18 protein-coding genes and 2 pseudogenes are annotated in these 23,771 nt (G+C 63.9%); 3 read left to right on the top strand and 17 right to left on the bottom strand.

The window, feature by feature from the left end; genetic code table 11:
- Nucleotides 1-23: 23 nt before the first annotated feature.
- Nucleotides 24-173 (top strand): annotated as a pseudogene (locus tag MOE34_RS21600) (alpha/beta fold hydrolase); the annotation flags it as partial.
- On the opposite strand, the gene MOE34_RS21595 reads toward MOE34_RS21600, so the two are convergent.
- From MOE34_RS21595 to MOE34_RS21545, 11 genes are all read right to left on the bottom strand, one after another.
- Entirely contained in the window at nucleotides 170-1,789 is a 1,620-nt protein-coding gene (locus MOE34_RS21595) for a GMC family oxidoreductase (protein WP_242224896.1), read from the bottom strand. The pseudogene MOE34_RS21600 and the gene MOE34_RS21595 overlap by 4 nt on opposite strands.
- 2 nt (nucleotides 1,790-1,791) lie before the next feature.
- A complete protein-coding gene (locus MOE34_RS21590; protein ID WP_242224577.1) occupies nucleotides 1,792-3,321 on the bottom strand; it encodes an FGGY-family carbohydrate kinase in 1,530 nt (509 codons plus the stop codon).
- 31 nt (nucleotides 3,322-3,352) lie between these two features.
- Complete coding sequence (locus MOE34_RS21585) at nucleotides 3,353-4,195, bottom strand: class I fructose-bisphosphate aldolase (protein ID WP_431522460.1); 843 nt, start codon at nucleotides 4,193-4,195, stop codon at nucleotides 3,353-3,355.
- Nucleotides 4,168-5,916 (bottom strand): glycerol-3-phosphate dehydrogenase/oxidase, encoded by a 1,749-nt coding sequence (locus MOE34_RS21580; RefSeq protein ID WP_242224575.1) that lies wholly within the window; start codon nucleotides 5,914-5,916, stop codon nucleotides 4,168-4,170. Before MOE34_RS21580 ends, MOE34_RS21585 begins: the two co-directional genes overlap by 28 nt.
- Before the next feature lie 12 nt (nucleotides 5,917-5,928).
- Entirely contained in the window at nucleotides 5,929-6,924 is a 996-nt protein-coding gene (locus MOE34_RS21575; RefSeq protein ID WP_242224573.1) for an aldo/keto reductase, read from the bottom strand.
- Nucleotides 6,921-7,919 (bottom strand): sugar-binding transcriptional regulator, encoded by a 999-nt coding sequence (locus tag MOE34_RS21570; RefSeq protein WP_242224571.1) that lies wholly within the window; start codon nucleotides 7,917-7,919, stop codon nucleotides 6,921-6,923. The genes MOE34_RS21575 and MOE34_RS21570 overlap by 4 nt, the downstream gene beginning before the upstream one ends.
- Before the next feature lies 1 nt (nucleotide 7,920).
- Nucleotides 7,921-8,910: an ABC transporter permease gene (locus MOE34_RS21565; protein WP_242224569.1), complete on the bottom strand. Its 990-nt coding sequence runs from the start codon at nucleotides 8,908-8,910 to the stop codon at nucleotides 7,921-7,923.
- 22 nt (nucleotides 8,911-8,932) lie between these two features.
- Nucleotides 8,933-10,459 carry a sugar ABC transporter ATP-binding protein gene (locus MOE34_RS21560; RefSeq protein WP_242224566.1) on the bottom strand — a complete coding sequence of 509 codons (1,527 nt, stop codon included), beginning with the start codon at nucleotides 10,457-10,459 and terminating at the stop codon, nucleotides 8,933-8,935.
- 67 nt (nucleotides 10,460-10,526) lie between these two features.
- The gene (locus MOE34_RS21555; RefSeq protein ID WP_242224564.1) at nucleotides 10,527-11,555 is read right to left on the bottom strand and encodes a substrate-binding domain-containing protein; all 1,029 of its coding nucleotides are present in this window, start codon (nucleotides 11,553-11,555) and stop codon (nucleotides 10,527-10,529) included.
- 205 nt (nucleotides 11,556-11,760) lie between these two features.
- Entirely contained in the window at nucleotides 11,761-14,202 is a 2,442-nt protein-coding gene (locus MOE34_RS21550; protein WP_242224562.1) for a GcvT family protein, read from the bottom strand.
- Nucleotides 14,199-15,110, bottom strand: coding sequence for a phosphotransferase (locus MOE34_RS21545; protein WP_242224560.1), 912 nt, complete (start codon nucleotides 15,108-15,110; stop codon nucleotides 14,199-14,201). The genes MOE34_RS21550 and MOE34_RS21545 overlap by 4 nt, the downstream gene beginning before the upstream one ends.
- Nucleotides 15,111-15,310: 200 nt before the next feature.
- Here MOE34_RS21545 and MOE34_RS21540 point away from each other — a divergent pair, with 200 nt between their 5' ends.
- Nucleotides 15,311-16,072, top strand: coding sequence for a DeoR/GlpR family DNA-binding transcription regulator (locus MOE34_RS21540; protein WP_242224557.1), 762 nt, complete (start codon nucleotides 15,311-15,313; stop codon nucleotides 16,070-16,072).
- 196 nt (nucleotides 16,073-16,268) lie between these two features.
- Here MOE34_RS21540 and MOE34_RS21535 read toward each other — a convergent pair.
- Nucleotides 16,269-16,728 (bottom strand): annotated as a pseudogene (locus MOE34_RS21535) (tripartite tricarboxylate transporter TctB family protein).
- A 1,745-nt stretch (nucleotides 16,729-18,473) separates the two neighbouring features.
- A complete protein-coding gene (locus tag MOE34_RS21530) occupies nucleotides 18,474-18,974 on the bottom strand; it encodes a heme-degrading domain-containing protein (RefSeq protein ID WP_242224555.1) in 501 nt (166 codons plus the stop codon).
- Between the two features lie 137 nt (nucleotides 18,975-19,111).
- Here MOE34_RS21530 and MOE34_RS21525 point away from each other — a divergent pair, with 137 nt between their 5' ends.
- On the top strand, nucleotides 19,112-19,693 hold the full coding sequence (locus MOE34_RS21525) for a LysE family translocator (RefSeq protein WP_242224553.1): 582 nt from the start codon (nucleotides 19,112-19,114) through the stop codon (nucleotides 19,691-19,693).
- Nucleotides 19,694-19,695: 2 nt separating this feature from the next.
- Here MOE34_RS21525 and MOE34_RS21520 read toward each other — a convergent pair whose 3' ends face one another.
- From MOE34_RS21520 to repA, 4 genes are all read right to left on the bottom strand, one after another.
- The gene (locus MOE34_RS21520; RefSeq protein WP_242224551.1) at nucleotides 19,696-19,968 is read right to left on the bottom strand and encodes a DUF6074 family protein; all 273 of its coding nucleotides are present in this window, start codon (nucleotides 19,966-19,968) and stop codon (nucleotides 19,696-19,698) included.
- A gap of 90 nt (nucleotides 19,969-20,058) precedes the next feature.
- The gene (repC, locus tag MOE34_RS21515) at nucleotides 20,059-21,381 is read right to left on the bottom strand and encodes a plasmid replication protein RepC (RefSeq protein WP_242224549.1); all 1,323 of its coding nucleotides are present in this window, start codon (nucleotides 21,379-21,381) and stop codon (nucleotides 20,059-20,061) included.
- Between the two features lie 156 nt (nucleotides 21,382-21,537).
- On the bottom strand, nucleotides 21,538-22,560 hold the full coding sequence (gene repB / locus MOE34_RS21510) for a plasmid partitioning protein RepB (RefSeq protein ID WP_242224547.1): 1,023 nt from the start codon (nucleotides 22,558-22,560) through the stop codon (nucleotides 21,538-21,540).
- Between the two features lie 2 nt (nucleotides 22,561-22,562).
- Nucleotides 22,563-23,765, bottom strand: a complete 1,203-nt coding sequence (repA, locus tag MOE34_RS21505; protein WP_431522459.1) for a plasmid partitioning protein RepA — start codon at nucleotides 23,763-23,765, stop codon at nucleotides 22,563-22,565.
- Nucleotides 23,766-23,771 lie beyond the last annotated feature (6 nt).

The raw sequence follows: 23,771 nt of genomic DNA, 5'->3' as shown, positions 1-23,771 counted from the left end.
TGCCTCACGGTTGTTTTTGCGCCATCCGCCCGGAACACGCTGCCTATCTGGCCGCAAACATTCCCCGTGCCACGCTCGTCACGCTACCCGGCGTCAGCCATTTCGCGCCGCTGCAAAGGCCTACGCTCTTCAACGAAGCGGTACTGGCCTTCCTCAACCGGATCGGGTCCTAGTTCCTCTCCAGCATCGCCTCCGCCGCCTTCTCGGCGATCATGATCACCGGCGAATTGGTATTGCCGGAAACGATGGTCGGCATGATCGAGGCGTCGACGACGCGGAGCCGGTCGAGGCCGTGCACGCGCAGCTTCGCATCCACCACCGCCATCGAATCGCCGCCCATCTTGCAGGTGCCTACGGGGTGGAAGATGGTGGTCGCGATATCGCCGGCCCGGCGGACAAGCTCATCGTCGCTCTGGAACCCCGTACCCGGCAGCATTTCCTGCGGACGAAAGCGCGAGATCGCCTGCGTCTCCATCAGGCTGCGGGCATGGCGGATGGACTTTGCGGCCAGCAGCCTGTCGCCCGGCGTTGAGAGGTAGTTGGGGCGGATTTCCGGTGGCAACGTGTTATCGCGCGCCGTCACATGCACCGTACCGCGGCTTTCAGGCCGCAAATTGCAGACGGAAACCGTGACGGCCGGATAGCGGTGCAGCGGCTCGCCGAGCCTGTCAGTGCTGAGCGGCTGGACGTGATATTCGAGATCGGCCGTCGCGACGGCCGGATCGCTCTTCGCAAAGATGCCGAGCTGGCTCGGCGCCATCGAGAGCGGGCCGGAACGGCTGATCGCATATTGCAGGCCCATCCCTGCGCGGCTGAGGAGGTTGTGATAAAGCTGGTTGAGCGTGCGTGCACCCTCGATGCGGAACACCGTGCGGATCTGAAGGTGGTCCTGCAGGTTCTCGCCGACGCCCGGCAAATCGTGATGGACCGGGATGCCGAGGCCGGAGAGCAGGTCAGGCCGGCCGACGCCCGACAGTTCCAGGATTTTTGGCGAGTTGATCGCGCCGGCCGAAAGCACTACCTCGCGCGACGCCCGCGCAGCGCAGAGCCGGCCATTGAGCCGGAAGCGAACGCCGGTCACGACCTTGCCGTCGAATTCCAGCCGCTCCGTCTCCGCACCGGTCAGCACGCGCAGGTTCCCGCGCTTCATCGCGGGGCGCAGGAAAGCCTTCGTCGTGTTCCAGCGCAGGCCGCCGCGCTGGTTCACCTCGAAATAACCGGACCCCTCGTTGTCGCCGTCGTTGAAATCGTCGGTCTTGGCGATGCCGAGTTCTTCGGCACCATCGCGGAAGGCGTCGAGAATGGGCCAGGAGAGGCGCTGGCGCTCGACGCGCCATTCGCCGCCGGCGCCATGCATGGCGGATTTTCCGCGGTAATTATCCTCCGACTTCACGAAATAGGGCAGAACATCGTCCCAGCCCCAGCCGGCATTGCCCGCCTGCCGCCAGCCGTCATAATCGGCCGCCTGCCCGCGCATGTAGATCATGCCGTTGATCGACGAGCAGCCGCCCAGCACCTTGCCACGCGGATAGTTCAGCGCGCGGCCGTTCAGCCCCACCTCCGCCGCCGTCTTCATCATCCAGTCGGTGCGTGGATTGCCCATGCAGTAGAGGTAGCCGATCGGGATATGGACCCAGTGGTAGCGGTCCGAGCCGCCTGCCTCGAGCAGCAGCACCCGGTTCCTCGGATCGGCGGAAAGCCGGTTCGCCAGCACGCAGCCTGCCGATCCCGCGCCAACCACGATGAAATCGTAGCTGCCTTCGTCCACCGGCTTTTCATCGATAGGCATGCTCACGCCGCAACTCCCGTCGCTACCTTTTCCGATGCCGTGAGCCGCCGCCAGAGCGGCGTCATCGCTTCGGCAATATCCGTGTAGAGCGCATAGCGCCTGTTGTAGTGCGCGGCGAGCGCTCCATTCGGCTTATAGTGCCGGTCGACCTTCACCATGGCATCCGCCCCTTCCGTGAAATCGGCAAAGAGGCCGACGCCGGTACCCGCCGCGATTGCCGCGCCGAGCGCCCCGGTCTCCCGCGAAACCGCCACCGAGACGGGAACGCCCAGCACGTCGGCGAAAATCTGCGGCCAGAGCCGGCTACGCGAGCCGCCGCCGGAAAGCACGGCCTCCTCGAAGGTCGCACCCGCCTTGCGAATGGTCTCCACATGCTGGCGATGGCCGAAGGCGACCCCCTCCAGCAGCGCGCGGACGAGATGCCCCTTTGTGTGCCAGCCGGCCATGCCGTAGAAGCCTGCCCGCGCGTGCCCGTCCTGCTGCGCGCCGTAGAGATAGGGATGGTAAAGCGGATCATCCGCCGCCGGCTCGACCGCCGCCGCCAGCGCGCAGCAGGCGTCGAAGGGCGAGACTTCCCCATGGTGATCGCCTTCGAAGAATTCCCGTACCAGCCATTCGAGATTGGCGGCCGAGGTGGCGCTGTTTTCCATTGCCATGTAGCGGCTGCGGTCGAAGGTCGAGGACATGAAGACCGGGCCATTGAGATCCGGCTTGTCGATGATCACCTGGTTGATGCTCCAGGTGCCGGCGATAACGGAGGCGCTGCCCGTGCGCGAAACACCCGAGCCGAGCGCCGAGGCGACGACGTCGAACAGCCCGCCGACGACCGGCGTTCCTGCGGCAAGCCCGGTTTCCCGCGCCACGTCCTCCGTCACACGCCCGGCGATATCGGCGCTTTCGATGAGCGGCGGCAGCATGTCCATGCAATCGCCAAGGCCATAGGCCTCCATCAGCGCCCTGTCATAGCGCCGCGCCGCAAGGTCGAGCAGCCCCGCGCCGGACATGTCCGACATCTCGCTGACGCGCGCGCCCGTCAGCCGGTTGACGACGAAATCCTTGGAGAAGAATACCGTGCCGATCCGCTTGAAGAGGTCCGGCCTGTGGCGCTTCAGCCAGGCAAGCAGCGTCGGTGTCTGGGAGGGCCAAGGGCGCTGGCGGGCGATGGGATAGGTCCGCTCACCGACACCGGCAGATGCCCATTCCTCGACGAGGCCGGTCGCCCGTGTATCGAGCGACTGGATGCCGATCAGCGGCTCGCCGTCTTTGTCCAGCGCATAGAAGCCGTTGCCGTGCCCGGCGCAGCCAATGGCCGCGATATCGCCCGCCGCGATGCCCGCCTTGTCGAGGCAGGCGCGGATGACGCGTTTGGCATTGGCCCAGAGTTCGCCGAGATCGCGCTCGACATGGCCGGGCTGCGGCATGCGGCTATGGCCTTCCTCACCGGCATGCGCCAGCTCCCGGCCCGCGCAGTCGAAGATCACCGCCTTGATGACGGTGTTGCCGGCATCCAGCCCCAACAGATACTCACCCATCGTGAACCCCTCCCAAGGTCCGCATTGCCCATCAACCCTGCTGGTAGACGGCGAAGGCTTCCTCGCCGCTCGCATCTGCATGGATGATCGCCATCAGCCCGCGCACCACGGCGCTCGGATTGGCATGCTGGTAGATGTTGCGCCCATAGACCATGCCCATTGCGCCCTGCCGCATCAAGGCGGCGGATTTGTCGAAGACGGCGCGAAGGTCCTCCTTGCCGCCGCCGCGCACCAGAACCGGGCACCGCGCCGCCTCGACGACCCGGTGGAAGTCCTCCGCATTCGTCGTCGGATCGGCCTTGACGATATCAGCGCCCATTTCACGGGCAAGCCGCGTCAGCGTGACGATCTTCTCCGCGTCGCCATCGACCATGTAGCCCCCGCGCTCGGTAACCGGCTGCATGACCAGCGGCTCGATCATCAGCGGCATGCCATACTTCTCGCAGTCCGCCCGGACGCGGGAGATGTTCTGCACGCACTGGCGGAAGAGATCCGGTTCATCCGGCAGCATGAAGAGGTTCACCACCACGCAGGCCGCATCCATCTCCAGCGCACCGACCAGCGGCTCGGCTTCGTTCTGGAGGACCGCCCACATGTCGCGGTGGCGGATGCGGTTATAGGGATTGCCCATGTCGATGCGCATGACGAGCGCCGGCTTGTCCTTGCCGGGGATGTCCTGCAGCAGGTCGGCCTGGCCGTAGTTCATCTGGATCGCGTCTGGCCTTGCGTCCACCAGCGCCTTCACGACGGCCGGCATGTTCTCCAGCCCGTCGAGGAAAGACGGTTCGTTGCACACGCCATGATCGATCGCCACGTCCAGGCAACGGCCGTTGCCGAACAGCCGGTTCATCCGGACCTTGCGGTTGTTTCGCATAGTTCACTCCTGTGTTCGTTCCTTGCGGAAAGGGTTTGCTCGCAGACGCCGTGGCGCTCGTGCATGAGGTTGAGAAAGCGGGTGCGTTCCTCGGCGGTGCGCGCTGCGGACCAGCCCTTTTCGGCGGCCAGAACCGCCAGAACGGCCTCGGCCATGGCCAGCGAGAGTTCGCCGGAAATCGCCAGTGTCGTGCGGCGCAGCAACAGGTCGTCGAGATGCTCAACCGCCTCCTCGCGGATCAGGAAGAGCAGTTCCCGGGCGCTGTAGCCGCCGTGAGGCAAGGCGTGGTCCGGTCCGGCGACGAGGAAGGTCGCGACGTCCTCCGCATCCGTGCCGTAGCGATCGAACAGCATCGCCGTCCGCTGTTCGGAGAGACCAGACGAGACGGCGAGCTTGCGAATCCAGCTTGCGCGGTCCCTGGGGAAAGCCCTCCCCCCGCCGAAGGTACGCTCCGCCGTATCGATGCGGCGCGACAGGCCCAGCCGCTCCAGCGCCATGTCGGCGGCCAGTTCCCCGAAGGAGCGGAACGTCGTCCATTTGCCGCCGATCATGCAGAGCACCGGCGGTCCGCCGTTCTCGCCTTCGAGCACGGTGCAGAAATGATCGCGCGGGATGCGGCCGGTAAAGCTGTCGTTGCTGGCCGGCAGGGGGCGCACGCCGGCAAACTGGAAGACGATTTCTTCCGGACGGATCGTCACGCCGGGCAGCACGAAGGAGAGGGATTGCAGGATGTAGTCCCGCTCATCCGCCTCGCAGCGCACCGTGCCGGGATCGTCGACACGGATATCCGTCGAGCCGACCAGCACCTTGCCGAGATAGGGGAACAGGATGCAGATACGCCCGTCCTCGTTCTCGTAGTAGATCATGTGGCCGTCGAGCATGTCGCGGAGCGCGGGATTGTCGACGATGAGGTGCGAACCCTTGGTGCCCCCCATCAGCGGCGCAGGACGCGCTTCCTGCGGGAACAGCGTGCCATTGGCGATATCGATCCAGCCGCCCGTCGCATTGACGACCAGCCGGGGCTGGATGGGCAGCGTCTCACCGGAAACGCCGTCACGCAGCAGGAAACTGCCGGCCCCGTTCTCCTCGACCGTCGCATAGTTCAGCGCCATCGCATCCGGCCCGGCCGAGAGGCCGTCGCGCAGAAGCTCGATGCCGATGCGTTCGGGATGGCTGACCCAGGCGTCGTAATAGGTCGCGGAATTGCGGATGGCCGGATTGAGCGCCGGCCACTTGCCGAGGGTCGCCTTGCGGCTGCGGAACTGGTGCTTGGGCATCAGCGCGCGCTTGCGCGTCAGGAAATCATAGATACCGAGGCCGGCCTTGATGGCGATGGCGCCGCGGCGGCTGGGACGGCGGGTAAGGCCGAGGAAGCGCACGATGCCGTTGGCAAGGCCGGAGAAGGTATCGAAGATCGGCACCGTGGTCGGCAGCGGGGCGACGTAGTGCGGCGCGTTGCGCAGCAGCCGGTCGCGCTCGACGAGGGATTCCCGGACGAGGCTGAATTCGCCGTTCTCCAGATAGCGCAGCCCGCCATGCACCATGCGCGACAGCGCCGCGCTGGCACCGGAGCAGTAATCCGCCTTCTCGACCAGCAGCACGTTCACGCCCTGCAGCGCCAGCTCGCGGAAGACGCTGAGCCCGTTGATGCCGCCGCCGAGGACACACACGTCCACCTTCGGGCTGTGGCGCAGCCCGTGCAATGTCTCTTTCCGGTTCATGATGGCAGCCCGTTATCCGTCCATATCGGCCAGTTTCGCGGCGATCGCGGCATCGATGGCCGCAAGGTCATCGGCCCCGAGCCGCAAGGTGCCGGCCCGCGCATTGTCGAGCGCCTGCGCCGGGTTGCGCGCCCCGCAGAGGGCAAATGTCACCCCCGGCTGCGCCAGCGTCCAGGCAATGACGACCTGGGCGATGCTCGCGCCATGCCGCTCGGCGACCGGCCGGATCGCTCCGGCAAAATCCGTCGCCTTCTGCCGGTTGGAAACGGAGAAGCGCGGATTGTCCTTGCGCTGGTCGTCGCCCGCGAAGATGCGTTCCGGACCTATCGTGCCGGACAGCAGGCCGAGCGCCAGCGAGGAATAGCTGAGCGTCGACACGCCGTTTCGAACAGTGAGCGGCAGCAGGTCCGCCTCGATCTCGCGATCGATCATGCTGAACTGCTCCTGGATCGCATCGAGCGACCCGGTCTGGATATAGGCTTCGAGTTCCGACCGGTTGACGTTGCTCGCGCCGATGGCGCGGATCTTGCCGGCCTGTTTCAGCGCCTCCAGCGCGGCGACGGTTTCCTCGATGGGCGTCGTCGGGTCCTGCCAGTGGGTGATATAGAGATCGATATAGTCCGTGCCGAGACGGCGCAGGCTCTCCTCAACCTCGTGGATGATCGAATCCCGGCCGAGATAGCGATAAACCGGCTTGCCGTCCTGATCGAAGAAGTGGTTGCCCTTCCGCGTGTGCCAGACGAGGCCGCATTTCGTGGCGATGACGGCCTTGTCGCGGCGGCCGGCGATGGCCTTGCCGACGATATCTTCTGACCGCCCGAGGCCATAGGCCGGAGCCGTATCGATCAGCGTCACGCCGGCATCGAGCGAGGCCTGGATCGCGGCGATGGATTGCGCCTCGTCCGTACCGCCCCACATCCAGCCGCCGATGGCCCAGGTGCCGAGGCCGACGGCCGAGGCGCTGACGCCGGAGCGTCCGATTTCACGGGTCAACTGTTCGCCGCTCATGCGGAAAGTCCTTCTTCGGATGCAAGGTCGAGAATGCGCGCGCCGGTGGCTTCGTCCGTCACCAGCGTATCGAGATGGCTGCCGCGCAGGACGGAGAGGATGGAGCCGGCCTTGTTGAGGCCGCTCGCCACGCCGATCTTCGTCGGGATCGAGGCGAATTCCTGAAGCGTCAGCGAGACCAGCGCGCGGTTGAGGCTGTAGTCGCAGACCTGCCCCTCGCCATCCAGCAGGTGGGCGAGAAGTTCCGCACTCGCGCCGGAATGCTCGATGGCGGAGCGGTCCGTGCTGGAGGACGGATGCAGGTCGTAATAGGTGGAATCCGCGCTCAGAATCGAGCCGATGCCGACCACGGCCACCTTGGCCTCCCGCGCCCGCTGGAAGACCTCCGCGACGGATCGCATGTTCATCAGCATCGCCCGCTGGGCGGCATCATCGGCAAAGAGCGGCGCGTGGATCTGGTAGGAGCGCCCGCCCAGCCGTTCGGCCATCAGCGTCGAGACATGGTTGACATCGGTATAGTGCTTGCCCTGCACGCAGCCCGTTGCGGGAATGACTTCCACATCGAAGCGGCGCTGGGCCTGAAGGCCGGCGACCACGGCCCCGACGCCCTTGCCGCCGGTGATGCAGATCGTGTCGCCATCGGCGATCTCTTCGAGCAGCAGCCGCGCGGCCGCCTCCCCCACCGCCAGCAGCGCGGTCTGCGGATTGTCCGAAACGGTCGGCACCACCACGGCGCGGCCGATGCCGCCGAGCGCCAGAAGCCGCTCTTCCATGTCCACCAGCGGCTCCACCGGCGACTTGATCTTGATCTCGACGAGGCCGAGCTGGCGGCCGCGCTTGATGAGACGGTTGACGGTGGCATGCGAGAGGCCGAGCTGGTCGGCGATCTGTGCTTGCGTCAGGCCTTCCAGGAAGTGCAGGACGAGCGCCTGGTGCATCTGGCGGGCGATAACGATCTCTTCGCGCGGAGCGGGCTTCAGTTTGGCGATGGGCATGTCAGGCAGCCTTCCGCTTGTGCAGGAAATGATCGATGGACACGGCGGCGAGCAGAATGCAACCCTTGATCATGTCCTGCCAATAGACGGAAACGTTGAGCAGGATCAGCGACGAGGTGACGAGCGAGAGCAGGGCAATGCCGAGGATCGCGCCAAGGATGGTGCCCGAACCGCCGTTGAGCGAGGCTCCGCCGATAACGGCGGCCGCGATGATGTTCAGCTCCATGCCGGCGCCGAAGGTGGGCGTCGCCGCACCGAAGCGGGACATGTAGATGACGCCTGCGACACCGGCAAGCGTCGAGCACAACACCGTCACCCAGAACTTCACCTGGTTGGTCTTGATGCCCGAATAGAGCGCGGCCTTCTCGTTGCTGCCGGTATAGAAGACCTTGCGGAAGGCGGTCGCCCGGCGCAGCAGGAAGTCGAACAGGATCACGACGGCGACGAAGATCAGAATGACGTAGGGAACGCCGTAGAAGGTGCCCTGCCCTACCGCCTTGAAACCGGCCGGCAGCGTGAAGAGCGAGAGCGGCGTGCCCTTGGTGATGATAAGGCAGAGGCCGCGCACGATCACCATCGCCGCCAGCGACGTTATGAAGTGATTGAGGCCGACGACCGTTACGAAGAAGCCCATGATGCCGCCGATGGCGCTGCTGGCGAGAATGCCGATCAGCGAGGCGGTCCAGGGATCGAGCCCGGCGAGGAAGAGCGAGCCGGAAAGTACCATGGCGAAGCAGACGACGGAGCCGACCGCAAGGTCGATGCCGCCGACGATGAGCAGGATCGTCATGCCGACGACGACGATGCCCTCCACCGAAAAGCTCATCAGCATGGCGCGGAAATTGCCGAGCGTCAGGAAGTGCGGCGAGGCGAAGCTCATGATCAGCCCAAGCGCCAGAATGATCGCTATCAGCCCGGCCTCGCGCATCGTGCCGATGCGCTTGAAGGACGATGTCTTCGGCGCTGCGCCTGCCATCGTGTCGATTGCCATTTCCCTCTCTCCCTTATTCTCTTCACGCGGCATGGTCTGTCGCCTGCGCCGTACCCAGTCCCGATGCGAGGCGGATCACGGCCTCTTCCGACATCTCGTCCGCGCCGAGTTCACCGGCGATACGCCCTTCCCGCACGACCAGAACGCGGTCGGCAAGGCCGAGCAGTTCCGGCATTTCCGAGGAAATGACGACGATACCGATGCCCGAGCGGGCAAGCTCGCGCAGCAGGCGATGGATCTCCGTCTTGGCACCGACATCGATGCCGCGCGTCGGCTCATCCATCAGGATGACCTTCGGCTTCACCGCAAGCTGCTTGGCGATCGCCATCTTCTGCTGGTTGCCGCCGGACAGCGATTTGACGGGCGCCTCGATGCCGCCCATGCGCACGGCAAGCCGCCTTGCGAAATCCTCCGCAAGCACCGCCTCGGCGCGGCCGTCGAGCAGGCCGGCGGCATTGGTCAGCGATTTCAGATCCAGCACGGAAATGTTCTGCGCGATGGACATGTCGAGGAAGACGCCGGACCCCTTGCGGTCCTCCGAAAGGTAGACGATGCCGGCCTTCACCGCGTCGGAATAGGCCGCGATCTTCTGCGCCGCGCCATGCAGGCGCACCGTGCCCGCCGTGCGTGGCCGCAGGCCGCAGATGCCTTCCGCGATCTCCGTGCGGCCGGAGCCGATGAGGCCACCGATACCGAGGATTTCGCCCTTGCGTAAGCTGAAGCTGACATTATTGAAGCGCCCACCGTCACCAATCCCGTCGACTTCGAGGATCGTTTCGCTCGTCGCCTCTTCGGGGCGGAGTTTATCCGGATAGAGCTGGGTGATCTCGCGCCCAACCATGCGGCGCACCACATCATCGGGCGTCACATCCGCAATGCGGTCGGTGCAGACATAGCGGCCGTCGCGGAAGACGGTCACGCGGTCGCACAGGCTGAAAATCTCGGCCATGCGATGGCTGATATAGATGATCGATATGCCGTTCGCCTTGAGATCCCGGATGATCGAGAAAAGCTGCTGCGCTTCGGTTTCGGTGAGCGCGGCGGTCGGCTCGTCCAGGATCAGCACGCGGCAGTCGAGCGTCAGCGCCTTGGCGATCTCGACGAGCTGCTGGCTGGAAATCGGCAGGTCCGCGACCTTACGGCGGACGTCGATGGCGGCAAGGCGGTTCATCACGGCCTGCGCATCGCGTTCCAGCGCGCGGTAATTCATGAAGGGCGAGCGGCGACGGTTGGTCGCCGCCATGAACATGTTTTCGGCGACAGTCGCATCCGGGCAGAGGGCGATCTCCTGGTGCACGAGGCCGATGCCGAGCGCCTGCGCGGCAGCCGGGGAAGGTATACGGACAGGCTGACCGTCGACGCGGATCTCGCCCGCGGTCGGCTGCAGCACGCCAGCGATGATGTTCATCAGCGTCGACTTGCCGGCGCCGTTCTCGCCGCAAAGCGCATGGACCTCGCCGCGTTCGAGCGTGAAGTCGACATCCGTCAATGCCTTCACCGCCCCGAAATGCTTGGTCACGCCATGAATGGTGAGCACCGGCTCCGCCATCGTCTTCCTCCCTCTCCTTTCAAGACCATCCGCGCCGCAGGGGCGCGGATGGCATTCGCCTGGGAGCTTACTCCTCGATACCCTTGGTGCCGCGACGCTTCAGGTACTTGTCCCAATAGAAGTCATCGGCATTCTCGGCCGTGACGATGGAAAGGCCGTTGTCGACAACCGGGATGCTCATCGGGTTGAAGCCCGAGCGCTTGGCGTCGTTCATCGGGTCAATGAGTTCCGGGTGCTTGGCAAGCCACAGCAGCATGAAGCCCATATAGCCCTGCATGCCCTGATTCGGGTTGATCGAGCCGAAGACCTCGCCAGCCTTGATCATATCGAGGATGTTGGCGTTGACGTCCGCATTCATGATGAGGACCTTGCCGCCGGCCTCCTTGTTGGCCTGCGCCGCGCCGATAGCGGAGTTGGCTTCCGGCATGAAGACCGCGGCGAGGTTCGGATTGGCCTGGATGAGGCTCGACAGGCCCTGATAGGCCTTGGTCGGGTCCTGGTTGGACGCCGCGCGGCCGACGAGCTTCATATCCGGCCACTTCTCCTCCATGCGGGCGATGAAGGCGGCGATGCGCTTGTCATGGTTGTCCTGGCCGGGGTTCTCCAGCACCGCATATTCGCCCTTGCCGCCCAGCTTCTCGGCAATCGCATCGGCTGCATAGGTGCCTTCGCGGGTATTGTCCGAGGTAATGAAGGACACGCGCTTGGAAAGCGGGGAGTCGGCGGCGAAGGTGACGACCGCCGTGCCCTGGTCGATGGCGCGGTTGATCGGCTCGATGAACGGATCGGAGTTCATCGGGTGCACGAGAATGCCGGCCGGGTTCTGCGCCAGCGCCTGGTCGAAGGTGGCGATCTGCTTGTTGACGTCATATTCCGGCGTGCCGGTATATTCGGTCTCGCAGCCCATCTGCTGGCCTGCCTGCTTGAACATTTCATAGACCGGGAACCAGTATTCCACGCCGGAAACCATGACGTTCATGACGTATTTCTCGCCCGGCTTGCAGCGGAACGGGCTTTCCGTCTCGGCGGATGCGGAGCCGGCAAAAAGCGTGGTCGCAAGGACCGCCATGGCGGTCGTCGTCAAAAAAGTGCGCAAGTATCCTCCTCGGGGCCAAAGCCCCTCCCAAAAGCCCATGGGCGTCATGTTCCGACGCCGTTGATCTCGATGAAGACCGAACTTCCTCCTCGAAGTCCGGTATGGGCAGCTAACCGCAAGGCGCATTGCGTGTCAATATAATTCACACAATGAAATATATTTCAGATCAGAGAGATGAAATCAAGACTACTTCGTGAAATATCTTTCAGCATTTCACCCGTGTCGCAGAGGGATCGTAAAGCGGGCCGAGATGAATCCTCGCCGGTATACGCTCCATGGCGACCACGAGTTCGTAATCGCCGTCCATCAGATACGCATCATCCAGTCCCTCGCCACGGCGCACATAGCCGTAGCCGATGGCCTTGCCGAGCGTATAGCCAAAGCCGCCACTGGCAAGATAGCCGACCGGCTCGCCGTTTCGCAGGATCGTCTCGCGGCCGAGAAGCACGATATCGGGATCGTCCACCGTAAAGCCGGCGAACGCCTTCCCGCGCGGTGCACCCCGCACCGCTTCCAACGCCCGGCGGCCAAGAAAATCGGTGGTCTTGCTTAGCTTTACAGCCCAGCCCAACCCGGCCTCGAGCGGTGTGTCGTTCGGCGTGATATCGGAACCCCAGGCGCGGTACCCCTTTTCCAGACGCAGCGATTCCAGCGCGCGATAGCCGACCGGACGGATGCCGAAAGACGCGCCTGCCGACATCAGGGCATCGAAGACCGCCCCGACCCCGCCAATCGGCATATGCAGCTCCCAGCCAAGCTCACCGACATAGGTGACACGCAGCGCCCGCACGGGATGACCGGCAATGACGATCTCCCGAACATGACCGAAGGGGAAACCGGCATTGGAGACATCCCCTTCCGTAACAGCCGCAAGCACGTCGCGCGCTTTTGGCCCCATCAGCGAGAGCGTGCCGAAATCCTCCGTCACATCACGCAGCGTAACATCGAGGCCGGTGGGAATATGGTCCGCGATCCAGCCGAGATCGTGCGTGCGGAAGCCGGTGCCCGTAACGATGTAGAACGCGTCATCGGCAAGCCGCGCGACCGTCAGGTCCGCCTCGATGCCGCCGCGGGTATTGAGAAGCTGCGTATAGGTGAGCCGGCCCGCAGGCTTGTCGGTGTCATTGGCGCAGAGCCAGTCGAGCGCCTTCAGCGCGTCCGGTCCGGCCATTTCGTATTTGGCGAAGGAGGACTGGTCGAAGAGACCGACGGCCTCACGCACATGGCGGTGCTCCTCGCCCACGGCATCGAACCAGTTCTGCCGGCCCATGGAATAGATATCCTTCGGCTCGACGCCGGCCGGCGCGAACCAGTTCGGCCGCTCCCAACCGAGCTTGGAGCCGAAGACAGCGCCCTGTGCCTTCAGCTTGGCATAGAGCGGTGAGACGAGGCGCGGACGACCGCTGTCGTATTCCTCGTGCGGGAAGGCGATGGTGTAGTGTTTACCATAGGCTTCCAGCGTGCGGTCGAGCACCCATTGTCGGTCGCGATGCATCCCGGTGAAGCGACGGATATCGACGGCCCACAGATCGAGCGGCGCTTCGCCGTCGATCACCCATTGCGCCAGCACCCAGCCCGCCCCTCCCCCGGACGCAATACCGAAGGCATTGAAGCCGGCGCCCACAAACATATTCGCACATTCCGGCGCGACGCCGAGGATGAAGTTGCCGTCCGGCGTAAAACTCTCCGGCCCGTTGACCATCTGCCTGACGCCGACCTTCTCCAGCGCCGGCACCCGCGCGATCGCCTCGACCATATGCTGCTCGAAATGATCGAAGTCGTCGTCGAACAGGCGGTAGGCCCAGTCATCCGGTACGTCGCCCGTCGTCCAGGGCTGCGGGTTCGGCTCATAGCCGCCCATCACCAGCCCGCCGACCTCCTCCTTGAAATAGGTGCGGCGATCGGGATCGCGGACGGTCGGTGCATCCGTGGCAAGGCCCGGCACCTTCTCGGTGACGATATACTGGTGCTTGACCGGCTGGAGCGGCACGTTGATGCCCGCCATCGCCCCCACTTGGCGCGCCCATTGCCCGGCACAATTGACGACCTTTTCGCAGGCGATATCGCCCACCGTGGTGTGTACGCGGCGGATGCGTCCGTCCTCCATGTCGAAGCCGGTGACACGGACATTCTCGATGATCCTCGCCCCGTGCATACGTGCGCCGCGGGCGAGCGACTGGGTGATATCCGAGGGGCTTGCCTGCCCGTCGGTCGGCAGCCAGCTCGCACCGACAAGGTCGCCGACCTCCATCAGCGGCCACATAGCCTTCACCTCAGGCGGCGTCAGCAGATGCATCTCCATGCCGAAGCTCCCGGCCGTCGTGGCGAGGCGACGAAATTCCGTCCAGCGGTCGCGGTTGGTGGCAAGGCGAAGGCAGCCCGTCATCTTCCAGCCGGTGGCAAGGCCCGTCTCGGCCTCCAGCCCCCTGTAGAGATCGACGGAATATTTCAGCACGCGGGTGATCGACGCCGAGGAGCGCAACTGGCCGACGAGGCCGGCGGCATGCCAGGTCGATCCCGATGTCAGCATCCCCTGCTCCAGAAGCACGACATCCGCCTTATGGTCGCGTGCAAGATGATAGGCGGTCGAGCAGCCGATAATGCCGCCGCCGATGACAACGATCCCGGCATGGGAAGGCAGGGTCATGTGGTATGTTTCCCGTATGTCGTTCTGTAGTGATCGAGCGCCCTGTCGAGCCGCGCGAGATTTTCCGCCGTGTAGCCCGCATAGTCGGCCCCCGGTGCGGCGAGATGGAGTTCAGACACCATGCTCCACATGGCCTCGCGCAGCAGCGAGGCGCATTGCATGGCCGCATGCGAGCGTCGGATCGCCGGGGCCGGCGCACCGTCGAAATAAGCGGCAAGGAAATCCTCCGCCTCCTCCGCCGAGAGACCCGCATTGGAGGTCGTGCCGGCAAGATCGAACATCGCCGTGGAGAAGCCGGCATATTCGAAGTCGATCAGCCAGAGCCGCTCACCGTCGTCGAGGATGTTGGCGGGCAGAAGGTCGTTGTGTCCGAAGACGATGGGTAGCGGCGCCTGCGCCGCCTCCAGTTCCTGCGCCAGTGCGATGTAGCCGGGCAGGTGTGCCGTCATACGGCTGCCGCCGGCCGCAAGCGTCCGGCCATAATCCCGGACCACATGGAAGGGCCAGAAGAGAAAGGCAGCGCCGCTGATTACGGCCGGCATTTCGACGTGGAAGCGGCGGAGCAACGCCGCCAGACGGCGACGCTCCGCCGCGACATCCTCAGCACCGAAGGTCCGCGCCCCGAGATAGACCGAGACCATGACGCCAGGCTCCGCATAGCGCACCGCCGGCCCGAAGCCCGCCGCATGGGCGGCCCGCGCCACCATCAGCTCCCGCTCGCGGAAAACGTGATGGAACGGATAGTCCCTGCCGAAGCGCACCACATGACGCCCGGCTCCGTCGGTCACCAGATAGCTCTCATTGCTGATGCCGCCCTTGAGCGGCGCGATATCGATACGCCCGCGCCAGCAGGGCAAGGCGCGGATGCGGTCCTCCACGGCTCGGTCGGGCGTACTCAGGCCCTCCATGCACTTCCCCCCGAAATTCGCCCGGCGTCTTCCCCCATTGTTCTTGTGGATGCCACGGCTCGCCCATGTCACGCCGGACAGGCACGGCTGTCAATTCCGGCCTGTGGTTTTTTCTGTCTTTGCGCCCGATTCTGCGGTTTTCTTGCCAGGCGATCTCCAAAAGGGTATGAAACAAGGGCAGTATCGAGGGTTCGGAAGAGATGAACCATTCCAAACGCCACAGCGACATCCTCCGACTCCTCCAGCAGGACGGCACGGTCTCCATCGCGGATCTGGCCCGGGAACTCGACGTTTCGCTGGAAACCGTGCGGCGGGACATCAAGCCGCTGACCACCAGCGGTGCGGTGGTGAAGATGCACGGCGCGGTGGCGCTGGCCTCAAGCGTCGGCGAAGCCCCCTTCGAAAAGCGCATGCGCGAAAACAGCGACGCCAAGAAGGCCATCGCCATGGCCGTGGCGGCGACGATCCGCGACGGCGATTCCATCATGCTCGATACGGGCACGACGACAAGCTACCTCGCCCGAGAGCTTCTCGGCCACCGCCAATTGACCGTCGTCACCAACTCATCCGATATCGCCCGCACCCTGTCGACCGTCAACGGCAATCGCGTCTACATGGCCGGCGGCGAGCTGCGCAGCGACAACGGTGCGGCCTTCGGGGTCTCGGCCATCGAATTCATCAGCCACTTCACCGTCGGCCACGCCGTCATCACCACAGGCGCCATCGACGCCGGCATCGGCATCATGGACTATGATCTCGAGGAAGCCGAGTTCGCCCGCGCCGTCGTCTCACGCGGTCGGCGGGCCATCGTCGTCACCGACCACAGCAAGTTCGGCCGGCAGGGCCTGGTGCGCGTCTGCGCTTTCGATGCGCTGACCGACCTCTTCACCGAAAAAGCCCCTCCCCGCGACATCTCGACCGCGCTGAAGGCAGCCGGCGTCAACGTCACCCTCGCCGGCTGAAGTTGACCGCGGTAAACTGCGTGATGATCGCCATCCAAGATGGAAGGGTGCCGGTGAACGCTTCACCTCTTTTCCGTCAGCCCTCCTCCTGAAAGACCTCGTCGCGCTTCGCCTTGACCGAGGCAGGCGAGATTGGTGGGCGAGGCTGCGGTCGAGAAGCCGAGCGCGAGATGGCTGACAAGATTCACACATCCCTCTAGAGTTGGGTCCAGGGGGCGACCTGCTCGAACGGCGGAACGGGGGCATAGCCGAACACCACCGCGGAAAAGACTGTGATGACGGCGGCGACGGCGGGCGCCATACCGGGCTTCATGCGCGACGAGGCGAAGGCGCCGATCAGCACCGTGAAGAACAGCGACGGGACGAAGCCAAGGCCGCGCACCGCCAATCCGAAGAAGACCGGGGCAGGGGGGATGAAGAGCATGCCGCACAGCGCCAGCGGTCCTATCGGCTCTCCGTCCATCCCATCGCCTGAACCAGCAGAACGACGCCGAGCAGCGCCTGGATGCAGCGAGGATCAGCGGAGAGTAACCCGGCTCCATGCGGAACACTGTGTTAAATTCAAGGTTAAGCCATTGATAAACTAGGAGGATTTCCAACGCGGTGAACATCAGACTGCAGAGCGCACGGGCGCTGTCGAATTGTACTTGTTTCATGGGCATCCCTTTCCCTGCGGCCTCCTCAGACCGCGACGGCATGAACGCCGCTGCGAGCCTGGTCCAGCAGGTCTTGCCGCCTCAATTGGCGAACGGTCAGCAGCCTCGATGGTCGGCTTCTAGCCCCCGATCCCGCTCTCCAGTCCCGTTTTGAGCGCGGTCGGAATCGCATAAGTCAGCGAGAAAAGGGCACCGTGCCCAGTTCGGCAAAGTGAGCAAAGACGTTCGGGCCCTTCAAGGTAAGCTGCAACGACTTGGAGAGACACTCGGTCATCTCCGCGGGGTGCCCTTCGGCGCATAGACGCAGCGCCAGATGCCGATCTGGAGACCGGGCAAGCCGCCTTCCTCAGCCGTTGGGATTTCGGGCAGGGCATCGAGATGGGCTGGGGAGGTTACGGGGATAAACCTTGATTGCCCGCCCAGGATCTACTTCGCTGTGTTCGTCGTATGGTCACCCAGCAGGTCGATCACGGTCGGCCCCGCTCCTTTTGGAGCACGGTAGTGAACTGCGTCTGCAGAGCGCTCACCAGCATCATGCCACAGAGAGAGGAGGTCTCTCCGATGCCGGCATTGGTCACCGCACCGGCTCCTCGTTGGCCTTCGTAGTTCGTGGCTCCTCCCGCACCGTTTCCTGAATATATCAAGCGTGAGCCACATGGCGGACGGAGCAAGGCGGGGAGGGGACATCCGCCCGTGTTTACCGCCGTAAACTTCGCTCAGCAGGTGGAAACGGGAACAAACGCCCGAGGAGATTGGTGGAAATCCACCCATCACGTTCACATATCCTCAGAAGCAGCAGAATATTCGAAACTCCTGCCGAGGCCGTATTTCTGCATCTTCTCGTAAACCGGCTTCAGGCTACCACCGTGTGTGCCAAGCCGCGTAGGCAATGAGACCGCACTCATAGGCGGCGCCCTCATGGGCGAAAAGCTTGCTCTCGATGAGGTTTTCGGCAATCGCGCCTGGCACACCGGGACACCATAGTGACGTACCTTGATGCCGGACACGTGGAAAGCAGGACATCCCGCTCGGCAAGTTCCTCTCCAACGTCCGCGGCATTGCTAACTATATTGACGAGGACCTACTGAAGTCGAACGGACCGGCCAGAACCACCAGGTCTGAGCCTTCCAGCGCAACGATCTCCATCGTATCGGCGATCGCATCCAATAGACAGACCGGCCCTAGCCGATCATTGGGCTTGCAGGCAAATTTCGTAAGTGCCGGCTTATCGAAACCATGGGATCGATGATCGACCTTGAAGACGGTCACACCGAGCATCTTTCCGGCGACCGCATTCTAAAAATAGGGTGGTAGTTGAAATTCTACCTGATGAAGGTTCCCGGTAGGTCATAGTTGCTCGTAGCGACCGTGTTGCGATTCGAGATCATCAAATAGGTATCGGACGATCCAAACAGGCAATTGATTTCCTTAGGGTATTTTTCCCGCCTTGCGAAGCGTCGGATTTTCCAGCACCTATAGCAGGAGCAGGCTTTTGACATCGTCGTGGTCAGCGATCAGCGTGGGGAGGGCTCATACCGGCCAAGATGACCTGCAAGGCGCTGGACCGAACTCGCCTGTAGGGGCGCGTCTCGTCCATGTAGCTGCGGGTCAGCCGAAGAGTGGTGGGAACCACGCTGATCGGGAGGATCACGAAGGCCAGGACGTGGCGCGGCTTCACGGAAGGCCAGATCCTCTCCTCTTTCCCAGCAGCCGGACGGTCTCGTCTTTCTTAGAGGGGAGGGGCCTCACTCCGGCAGGCGCGCCTCGCCAAGATCGATCCCGAGAAAGTCAGCCAGTCCATCGACGACGATCGCGTGGTCGATCCGTTCCGGCACGCCCGAGACCGTCACAGCCCCGACGCAGCCGAGATCGGCGACAAAGAGCGGAACGCTGCCGCCATGCACGGAAAAGTCCGCATAGGAAAGGTTGCGAGCTTCCACCTGGTCACGTCCGGAAAGAGCAAGCTTTCGCCCCACGAGATAGGAGGCGCTCCAAAGCCGCAGGACGGTGTTGCGCTTGCGACGGATCCACTCGACATTGTCCGTCGTGGTGCCGGGGAGGGCGCAGTGGAAAAGCGTACGGTCGCGCAAAGAGATATCGATCGCGACGCTCGCGACGCGGGCCATTGCCATTTCCCGGATACGACTGCCGAGCGCCCAGGCGTCATCGGGACTGAACCGGCTGAAACGCAGCAACCGCTCCTGCTCCTCAAGCCTGCGAATATCCTCAGCCAGCATCTCCGTCATTTTCGCCTCCCAACCGAAACCCTTTCGCTGTTCCTAGCGGGACTCGCGCCGGAGAGAAAGGGCTTTGATAGAGATCAAGGTTGCCCGACACGAGGACCATAGGGTAGGGGAGTTCTACAACCGACCGATGGACGACCATGCCGGACAGCTTTTTCACTTTCGCCATTCTCGCGCTTCTGCTGACGCCCGGCCCGACCAATACGCTACTGACCGTCGCAGCCGCAACGCGTGGGCTGCGGGCGAGCACTCCCTTGCTGGCGGGAGAACTCCTCGGCTATCTCGCGGTGATCGTTCCGCTCGCAACCATCGCCGCGCCACTTCTGGACGGACGCCCCGCGCTTGCCGCAGGTCTGCGGATCGCCGCTGCGTGCTGGGTACTTTTTCTGGCGGTCCGCCTCTGGCGCGTGTCTTCGGAGCAAAAGGCGGAGCGCCAGGCAGCCCCGATAACGATTGGCCAGGTTTTCCTGACGACCATGCTCAATCCGAAAGCCCCGATCATCGGGCTGGTCATCATGCCGCATGGCACGCTCGCGGAAATCACTCCCGCACTCGGGCTTTTCAGCCTGCTGGTGCTGACCGCCGGGACAAGCTTTCTGACGCTCGGCCACGTTGTCGGCAAGGCGCCGGTTCTTTCGCCGCGCCTCGTCTATCGCATCGCCGCCGTCTTCCTGCTCCTCTTTTCGGCAGGGCTGGTCGGGAGCGCATCCAACCTGATCTGAGATCAGCCGGCTTCGTGCAGTCGGGAAAGCTCCTGCTGCACCTCATCCTGAAAAGCAAAGACAGCCGCACGCGCCTGGTGTTCGCTGGATCCGAGCTTGCGCAGCTCCTCCGCCAGCTCCCGGCAGACCCTCATCCAGTAATGGCGCGCATCCTCGCCCTGGAGACCGTCCAGCTCCCCGGCGCAGCGGCGAACATGGGCAGTGCGGCGCTCGGCTGGAAACGGGACGACGGTATCGGAATGGCGGTGCGGCTGGGCAAAGGCGGATGGCGGCATTGATTCGGGCTTCCTTGTCTTCCGCCCATGATTAGGAACCGCATGGTTAACATGCGGTTTCCAAAGCAGATTCGCCGCACCGCTTTGTCATCATCCGGCACGCGTCGCCGGATGCGCGTTTGCCCGCACCAGCGCCATCAGCATCGGGCCAAGGGCGAACTCGCCCCGCTCCGCCCGGCGGGTCAAGTCGCGCAGATAGCCGCCGGCCGAGTTGATGTGCCCCGAACGCTCGAATATGCAGGCGATCACCGTCGCTGCATTTTCAGGCCCCAGCACCTCACAGGCCTTTTCGTAGGCCGAGGGGCTGACGGCCAGCATCGAGCGGACCACCACCGCCGCCGTCATCAAGTCCCGCCAACCGGAAATCGCACCGCCGGGACCGAAGGGAACGATTTCCGGGCAGGCCTGCAGGACAAGTCCGAGCGGATAGGGCTTGTGCGGCTCGTTTGTCGCTGCCGGCCGAGGCTGGCGGCGACCATCCTTGTCAGCTGGCATTGCGTTACCCGTCGAGTTGTCTACGGTCCGGCTCGCACTTGCCGCTACCCGCCCACTCTCCAGCGTTTCAGGTCGAATGCTGCCATCGCCGCCCTGCTTCGTTTCGAAGCTTGGTTCAAAGTCAGAGGTGGAGTCCGGTTTTGAATTCTGTTTGTGCCGCTCGGTATGGCCGGCATTGCCAGCCGAATTTTGTAAAATCAACTGTCGTTCCAGTTGCTTGAGGATTTCTTCCCGCAATGCTTCGAGTGCCACGAGGATCGGTGCCAGGATATCAGGCGTCGCGACCCGCGGCAGCGCCAGGACCTGCTGGCGGTATTCCGCCTCATAACGCATCCAGTCGCCCTGAAGGCCGTCTTCCAAAGCTGTCTCGATCAGTTTGGCGATATCGCGGCGAACCAGCGTGATCCGTTCACGCATCCGCTGCAACAGCAGGCGCTCTGCGGTGACAGCCGCCGCCACGGTCTCGATCTCCCCAGCCCTTGCGAGCAGCGGCGCCAGCGAGAAGCCGTAAGCCTCGCCGATCTCGCCCTGCCTGTCGCGGCGCACATAGCGTTTGCCGTTCGGACTATCCCTGCGCGTCAGAAGGCCCGCCTCGACAAGCGCGGCAAGGTGACGGCGCAGCGTCGTTTCTGCCATGCCGTGGGTGCGGAGTGAAAGCTGGGCATTGGAGGGAAACACGACGAGACCCTCATTGCCGCAAAGCTCGGTCTTTGGATGGAAGCTCATCAGCGCATTCAGGACGGAAAGCGCCCGGTCGCTGATGCCGAGTTTCGGCCGCGCCTCACAAAGCCAGCGATAGAGCTTCCACTTGTCGATGCTCGCTTCCGGCGAGACCGCCTTCGCGATCGTCTGGCTTGCCAGCATGCCAAGCGTCATCGCCCGCCGCCCGAAGGGCGTCGTTATGCCGTCCGTCTCCATGTCTCTTCACCTTTCAACAGGCAAAAGAGACCCCATCACCGAAACCGGCGCCGAAAAGGCTTGACTGTGATTCGGGGAAGTGCGATTCTCAGGCTGCTAAACGATGAGAAGGGCTTCCGCGACGGTAACGTTGAGGGGGCCTTTTTCTTTTGCGGATCAATCTCCTGATTTCTGTTTGTTTTCCGAACGATACGCCTCGTAGAGGCTGTCCAGATTGCGTGTGATGTAAGCACCGAAGCCGGCCGCGTCGGCCGCTTTCAGCGCAATCGTGTATTGGCGGCCATTGGCCTTGATATTGGCCTGAACGTCTTTGCGCTCCCAGGTGGCGGGGGCAGGCTTGTGCGCCGCCGCCGGCCCGTCACCCTTCGCAAGATGACCGCTGACGAGATTGAAGCGTTCCTCCGGCGAGCGGAGCTTGATGCGCTCGCGCGCGAGGAACTCCACGGCGCGATCCTCGTTGGCCGGTTCGTCGAAACGCGTCGCCAGTTCATGCCAGCGGTCGCGGCCGATGGAAAGCGCCGGACCGATGCCGACGCGAACGGCCTTGGGGATGCGGTTCACCACGGACAGCATCTTCGAAACGGTCGTCTTGTCGGCGCTGAGTGCGGCCATGATCGTCTCGCGGTCGAAGCCCCTCGTTTCCAGTTCGCCGGCGAAAGTCGCCCGCTCGAGGAAGGAAAGGTCGGCGCGCGCGCTGTTCTCCTGGCCCTGCGCGATGACGTGATCGCGGTCGGTCAGCGCCTTGACCACCGCGCGAACGGGCCGGCCGAGCAGACGGGCGGCCTTGGCGCGGCGATGACCGAAGGCGATCTGGTAGACGCCCTCCTTTGCGGGATGCGGGCGCACGAGGATCGGAGAGTCCTGGCCGCGCACGCGCATCGCCTCGACAAGCTCCTGGAACTGCTGGTCGGAATGCACCAGACGGTCGGAAACGAAGGATTCCTCGATCTGGTCGGGTTCCAGCTCGATGACGACCTCACCGGCCGTGAGCTTGGCCTCGATCTCCTTGGCCGCATCCGCCTTGGCCGCGAGCGCATCGATGCTGCGCGTCACCGCGCCGAGTGCGCCGATCCCCTTGTAGGTGACATGCTGCCGGTGCTCTTCCGGTCCGGGGTTTACCGGCGTCAACTTCTCGGAGGCCGGTGCGATCAGGTTGGAAAGAATGTTCTTGCGCGCCATGATCAACGCCCCCATGCCTTGTGAATGAGATCGACGAGTTCCGCGTTGACCGCCTCCATGGATTCCAGCGCGCGGTCATAAGTGGCGCGCGTGAACTGGCTGCGATCGACCTCGTAGAGCGTCTGGTTGGTGAGCGCAGCATCGGCGATCGCGACGCTGCGCACCATCGGGCTGGTCAGGACATGCTGCTTGAAGAGCGAGCGCATGAAGGCGACCATCTGCGTCTGCGGCCCGTCCGCCGGATCGTAGCGGGTGACGAGGTAGCGCAGCCAGTCGAGGTTCATGTTGCCGCCCGCGCTCTTCAGCGTGTTCAGCACCTCGCCCAGCATCTGCAGGAACTGGCACATGGACATGACGTCGAGCATCTGCGGATGTACTGTGATCAGCACGGCCGTCGCGCCGCAGATCGCGCTCATCGTCAGGAAGCCGAGTTGCGGCGGGCAGTCGATCACCACGACGTCGTAGTCGTCGGCGACGGTGGAAAGCGCCTCGTCGAGACGGGCAAAGAAGATCCGGCCGTAATCGCCGCTGTTGCCCTGCGCGAGAATGCGCGGCGTGTCGTGCTCGAACTCCATGAGTTCGAGATTGCCGGGCACGATATCGAGACCCGGGAAATTCGTCTTGCGGATGATCTCCTTCAGAGGCCGGCGCTGGTCATCGTAGCGGATGGCCCCGTAAAGGGTCTCGTTCTCGTTGACGTCGAATTCCGGCTGGAAGCCGTGCACGGCCGAAAGGCTGGCCTGCGGGTCGAGGTCGACGGCCAGGACGCGGTGGCCGGTGAGCGCGAGATGCTGCGCCAGATGCGCCGTCGTCGTCGTCTTGCCGGAGCCACCCTTGAAGTTCACGACGGCGATGACCTGCAGGTGCTCGGCGCCGCGCCGGCGCGGAACGTAGCGCTGGCCGCGGCTGTTCTGCTCCAGGTATTCGCGCATCTCCTGCAACTGCTCGGCCGTATAGGAGCGGCGGCCCGAAGGCGTCACCTGCGGCAACGGGCCCTTGGATTCGAGCGAAAGGTTGCGCAGATAGCCGCTCGTCACCCCGAGGAAGTGGGCGGCCTCGCTGAGCTGGAACTGGCGCAGGCTCTTCTGCGCGACCGGCGGGAACATTTCCAGCCGGTGCTGCTTCAGCTTGTCTGACAGTTCGTGCGCCTGCCCGATGATCAGTTGATCGACCTCGGAAATTGCCTGTCCGAACGTTGCGGCCATATTCAT

The sequence above is a fragment of the Shinella zoogloeoides genome, assembly GCF_022682305.1.
In the GTDB taxonomy this organism is placed as follows: domain Bacteria; phylum Pseudomonadota; class Alphaproteobacteria; order Rhizobiales; family Rhizobiaceae; genus Shinella; species Shinella zoogloeoides_B.
The sequence above is the reverse complement of the archived record's forward strand: the minus strand, read 5'-3'. Positions and strand labels throughout refer to the sequence as shown.

Coding starts and splice junctions, on each gene's coding strand:
- MOE34_RS21520 (WP_242224551.1), bottom strand. CDS start 19,968: ATGCCGCCATCCGCCTTTGCCCAGCCGCACCGCCATTCCGATACCGTC.
- MOE34_RS21545 (WP_242224560.1), bottom strand. CDS start 15,110: ATGGAGGGCCTGAGTACGCCCGACCGAGCCGTGGAGGACCGCATCCGC.
- MOE34_RS21550 (WP_242224562.1), bottom strand. CDS start 14,202: ATGACCCTGCCTTCCCATGCCGGGATCGTTGTCATCGGCGGCGGCATT.
- repB (WP_242224547.1), bottom strand. CDS start 22,560: ATGGCGCGCAAGAACATTCTTTCCAACCTGATCGCACCGGCCTCCGAG.
- MOE34_RS21585 (WP_431522460.1), bottom strand. CDS start 4,195: ATGCGAAACAACCGCAAGGTCCGGATGAACCGGCTGTTCGGCAACGGC.
- MOE34_RS21595 (WP_242224896.1), bottom strand. CDS start 1,789: ATGCCTATCGATGAAAAGCCGGTGGACGAAGGCAGCTACGATTTCATC.
- repC (WP_242224549.1), bottom strand. CDS start 21,381: ATGGAGACGGACGGCATAACGACGCCCTTCGGGCGGCGGGCGATGACG.
- MOE34_RS21530 (WP_242224555.1), bottom strand. CDS start 18,974: ATGACGGAGATGCTGGCTGAGGATATTCGCAGGCTTGAGGAGCAGGAG.
- repA (WP_431522459.1), bottom strand. CDS start 23,765: ATGGCCGCAACGTTCGGACAGGCAATTTCCGAGGTCGATCAACTGATC.
- MOE34_RS21565 (WP_242224569.1), bottom strand. CDS start 8,910: ATGGCAATCGACACGATGGCAGGCGCAGCGCCGAAGACATCGTCCTTC.
- MOE34_RS21570 (WP_242224571.1), bottom strand. CDS start 7,919: ATGCCCATCGCCAAACTGAAGCCCGCTCCGCGCGAAGAGATCGTTATC.
- MOE34_RS21540 (WP_242224557.1), top strand. CDS start 15,311: ATGAACCATTCCAAACGCCACAGCGACATCCTCCGACTCCTCCAGCAG.
- MOE34_RS21590 (WP_242224577.1), bottom strand. CDS start 3,321: ATGGGTGAGTATCTGTTGGGGCTGGATGCCGGCAACACCGTCATCAAG.
- MOE34_RS21560 (WP_242224566.1), bottom strand. CDS start 10,459: ATGGCGGAGCCGGTGCTCACCATTCATGGCGTGACCAAGCATTTCGGG.
- MOE34_RS21575 (WP_242224573.1), bottom strand. CDS start 6,924: ATGAGCGGCGAACAGTTGACCCGTGAAATCGGACGCTCCGGCGTCAGC.
- MOE34_RS21525 (WP_242224553.1), top strand. CDS start 19,112: ATGCCGGACAGCTTTTTCACTTTCGCCATTCTCGCGCTTCTGCTGACG.
- MOE34_RS21580 (WP_242224575.1), bottom strand. CDS start 5,916: ATGAACCGGAAAGAGACATTGCACGGGCTGCGCCACAGCCCGAAGGTG.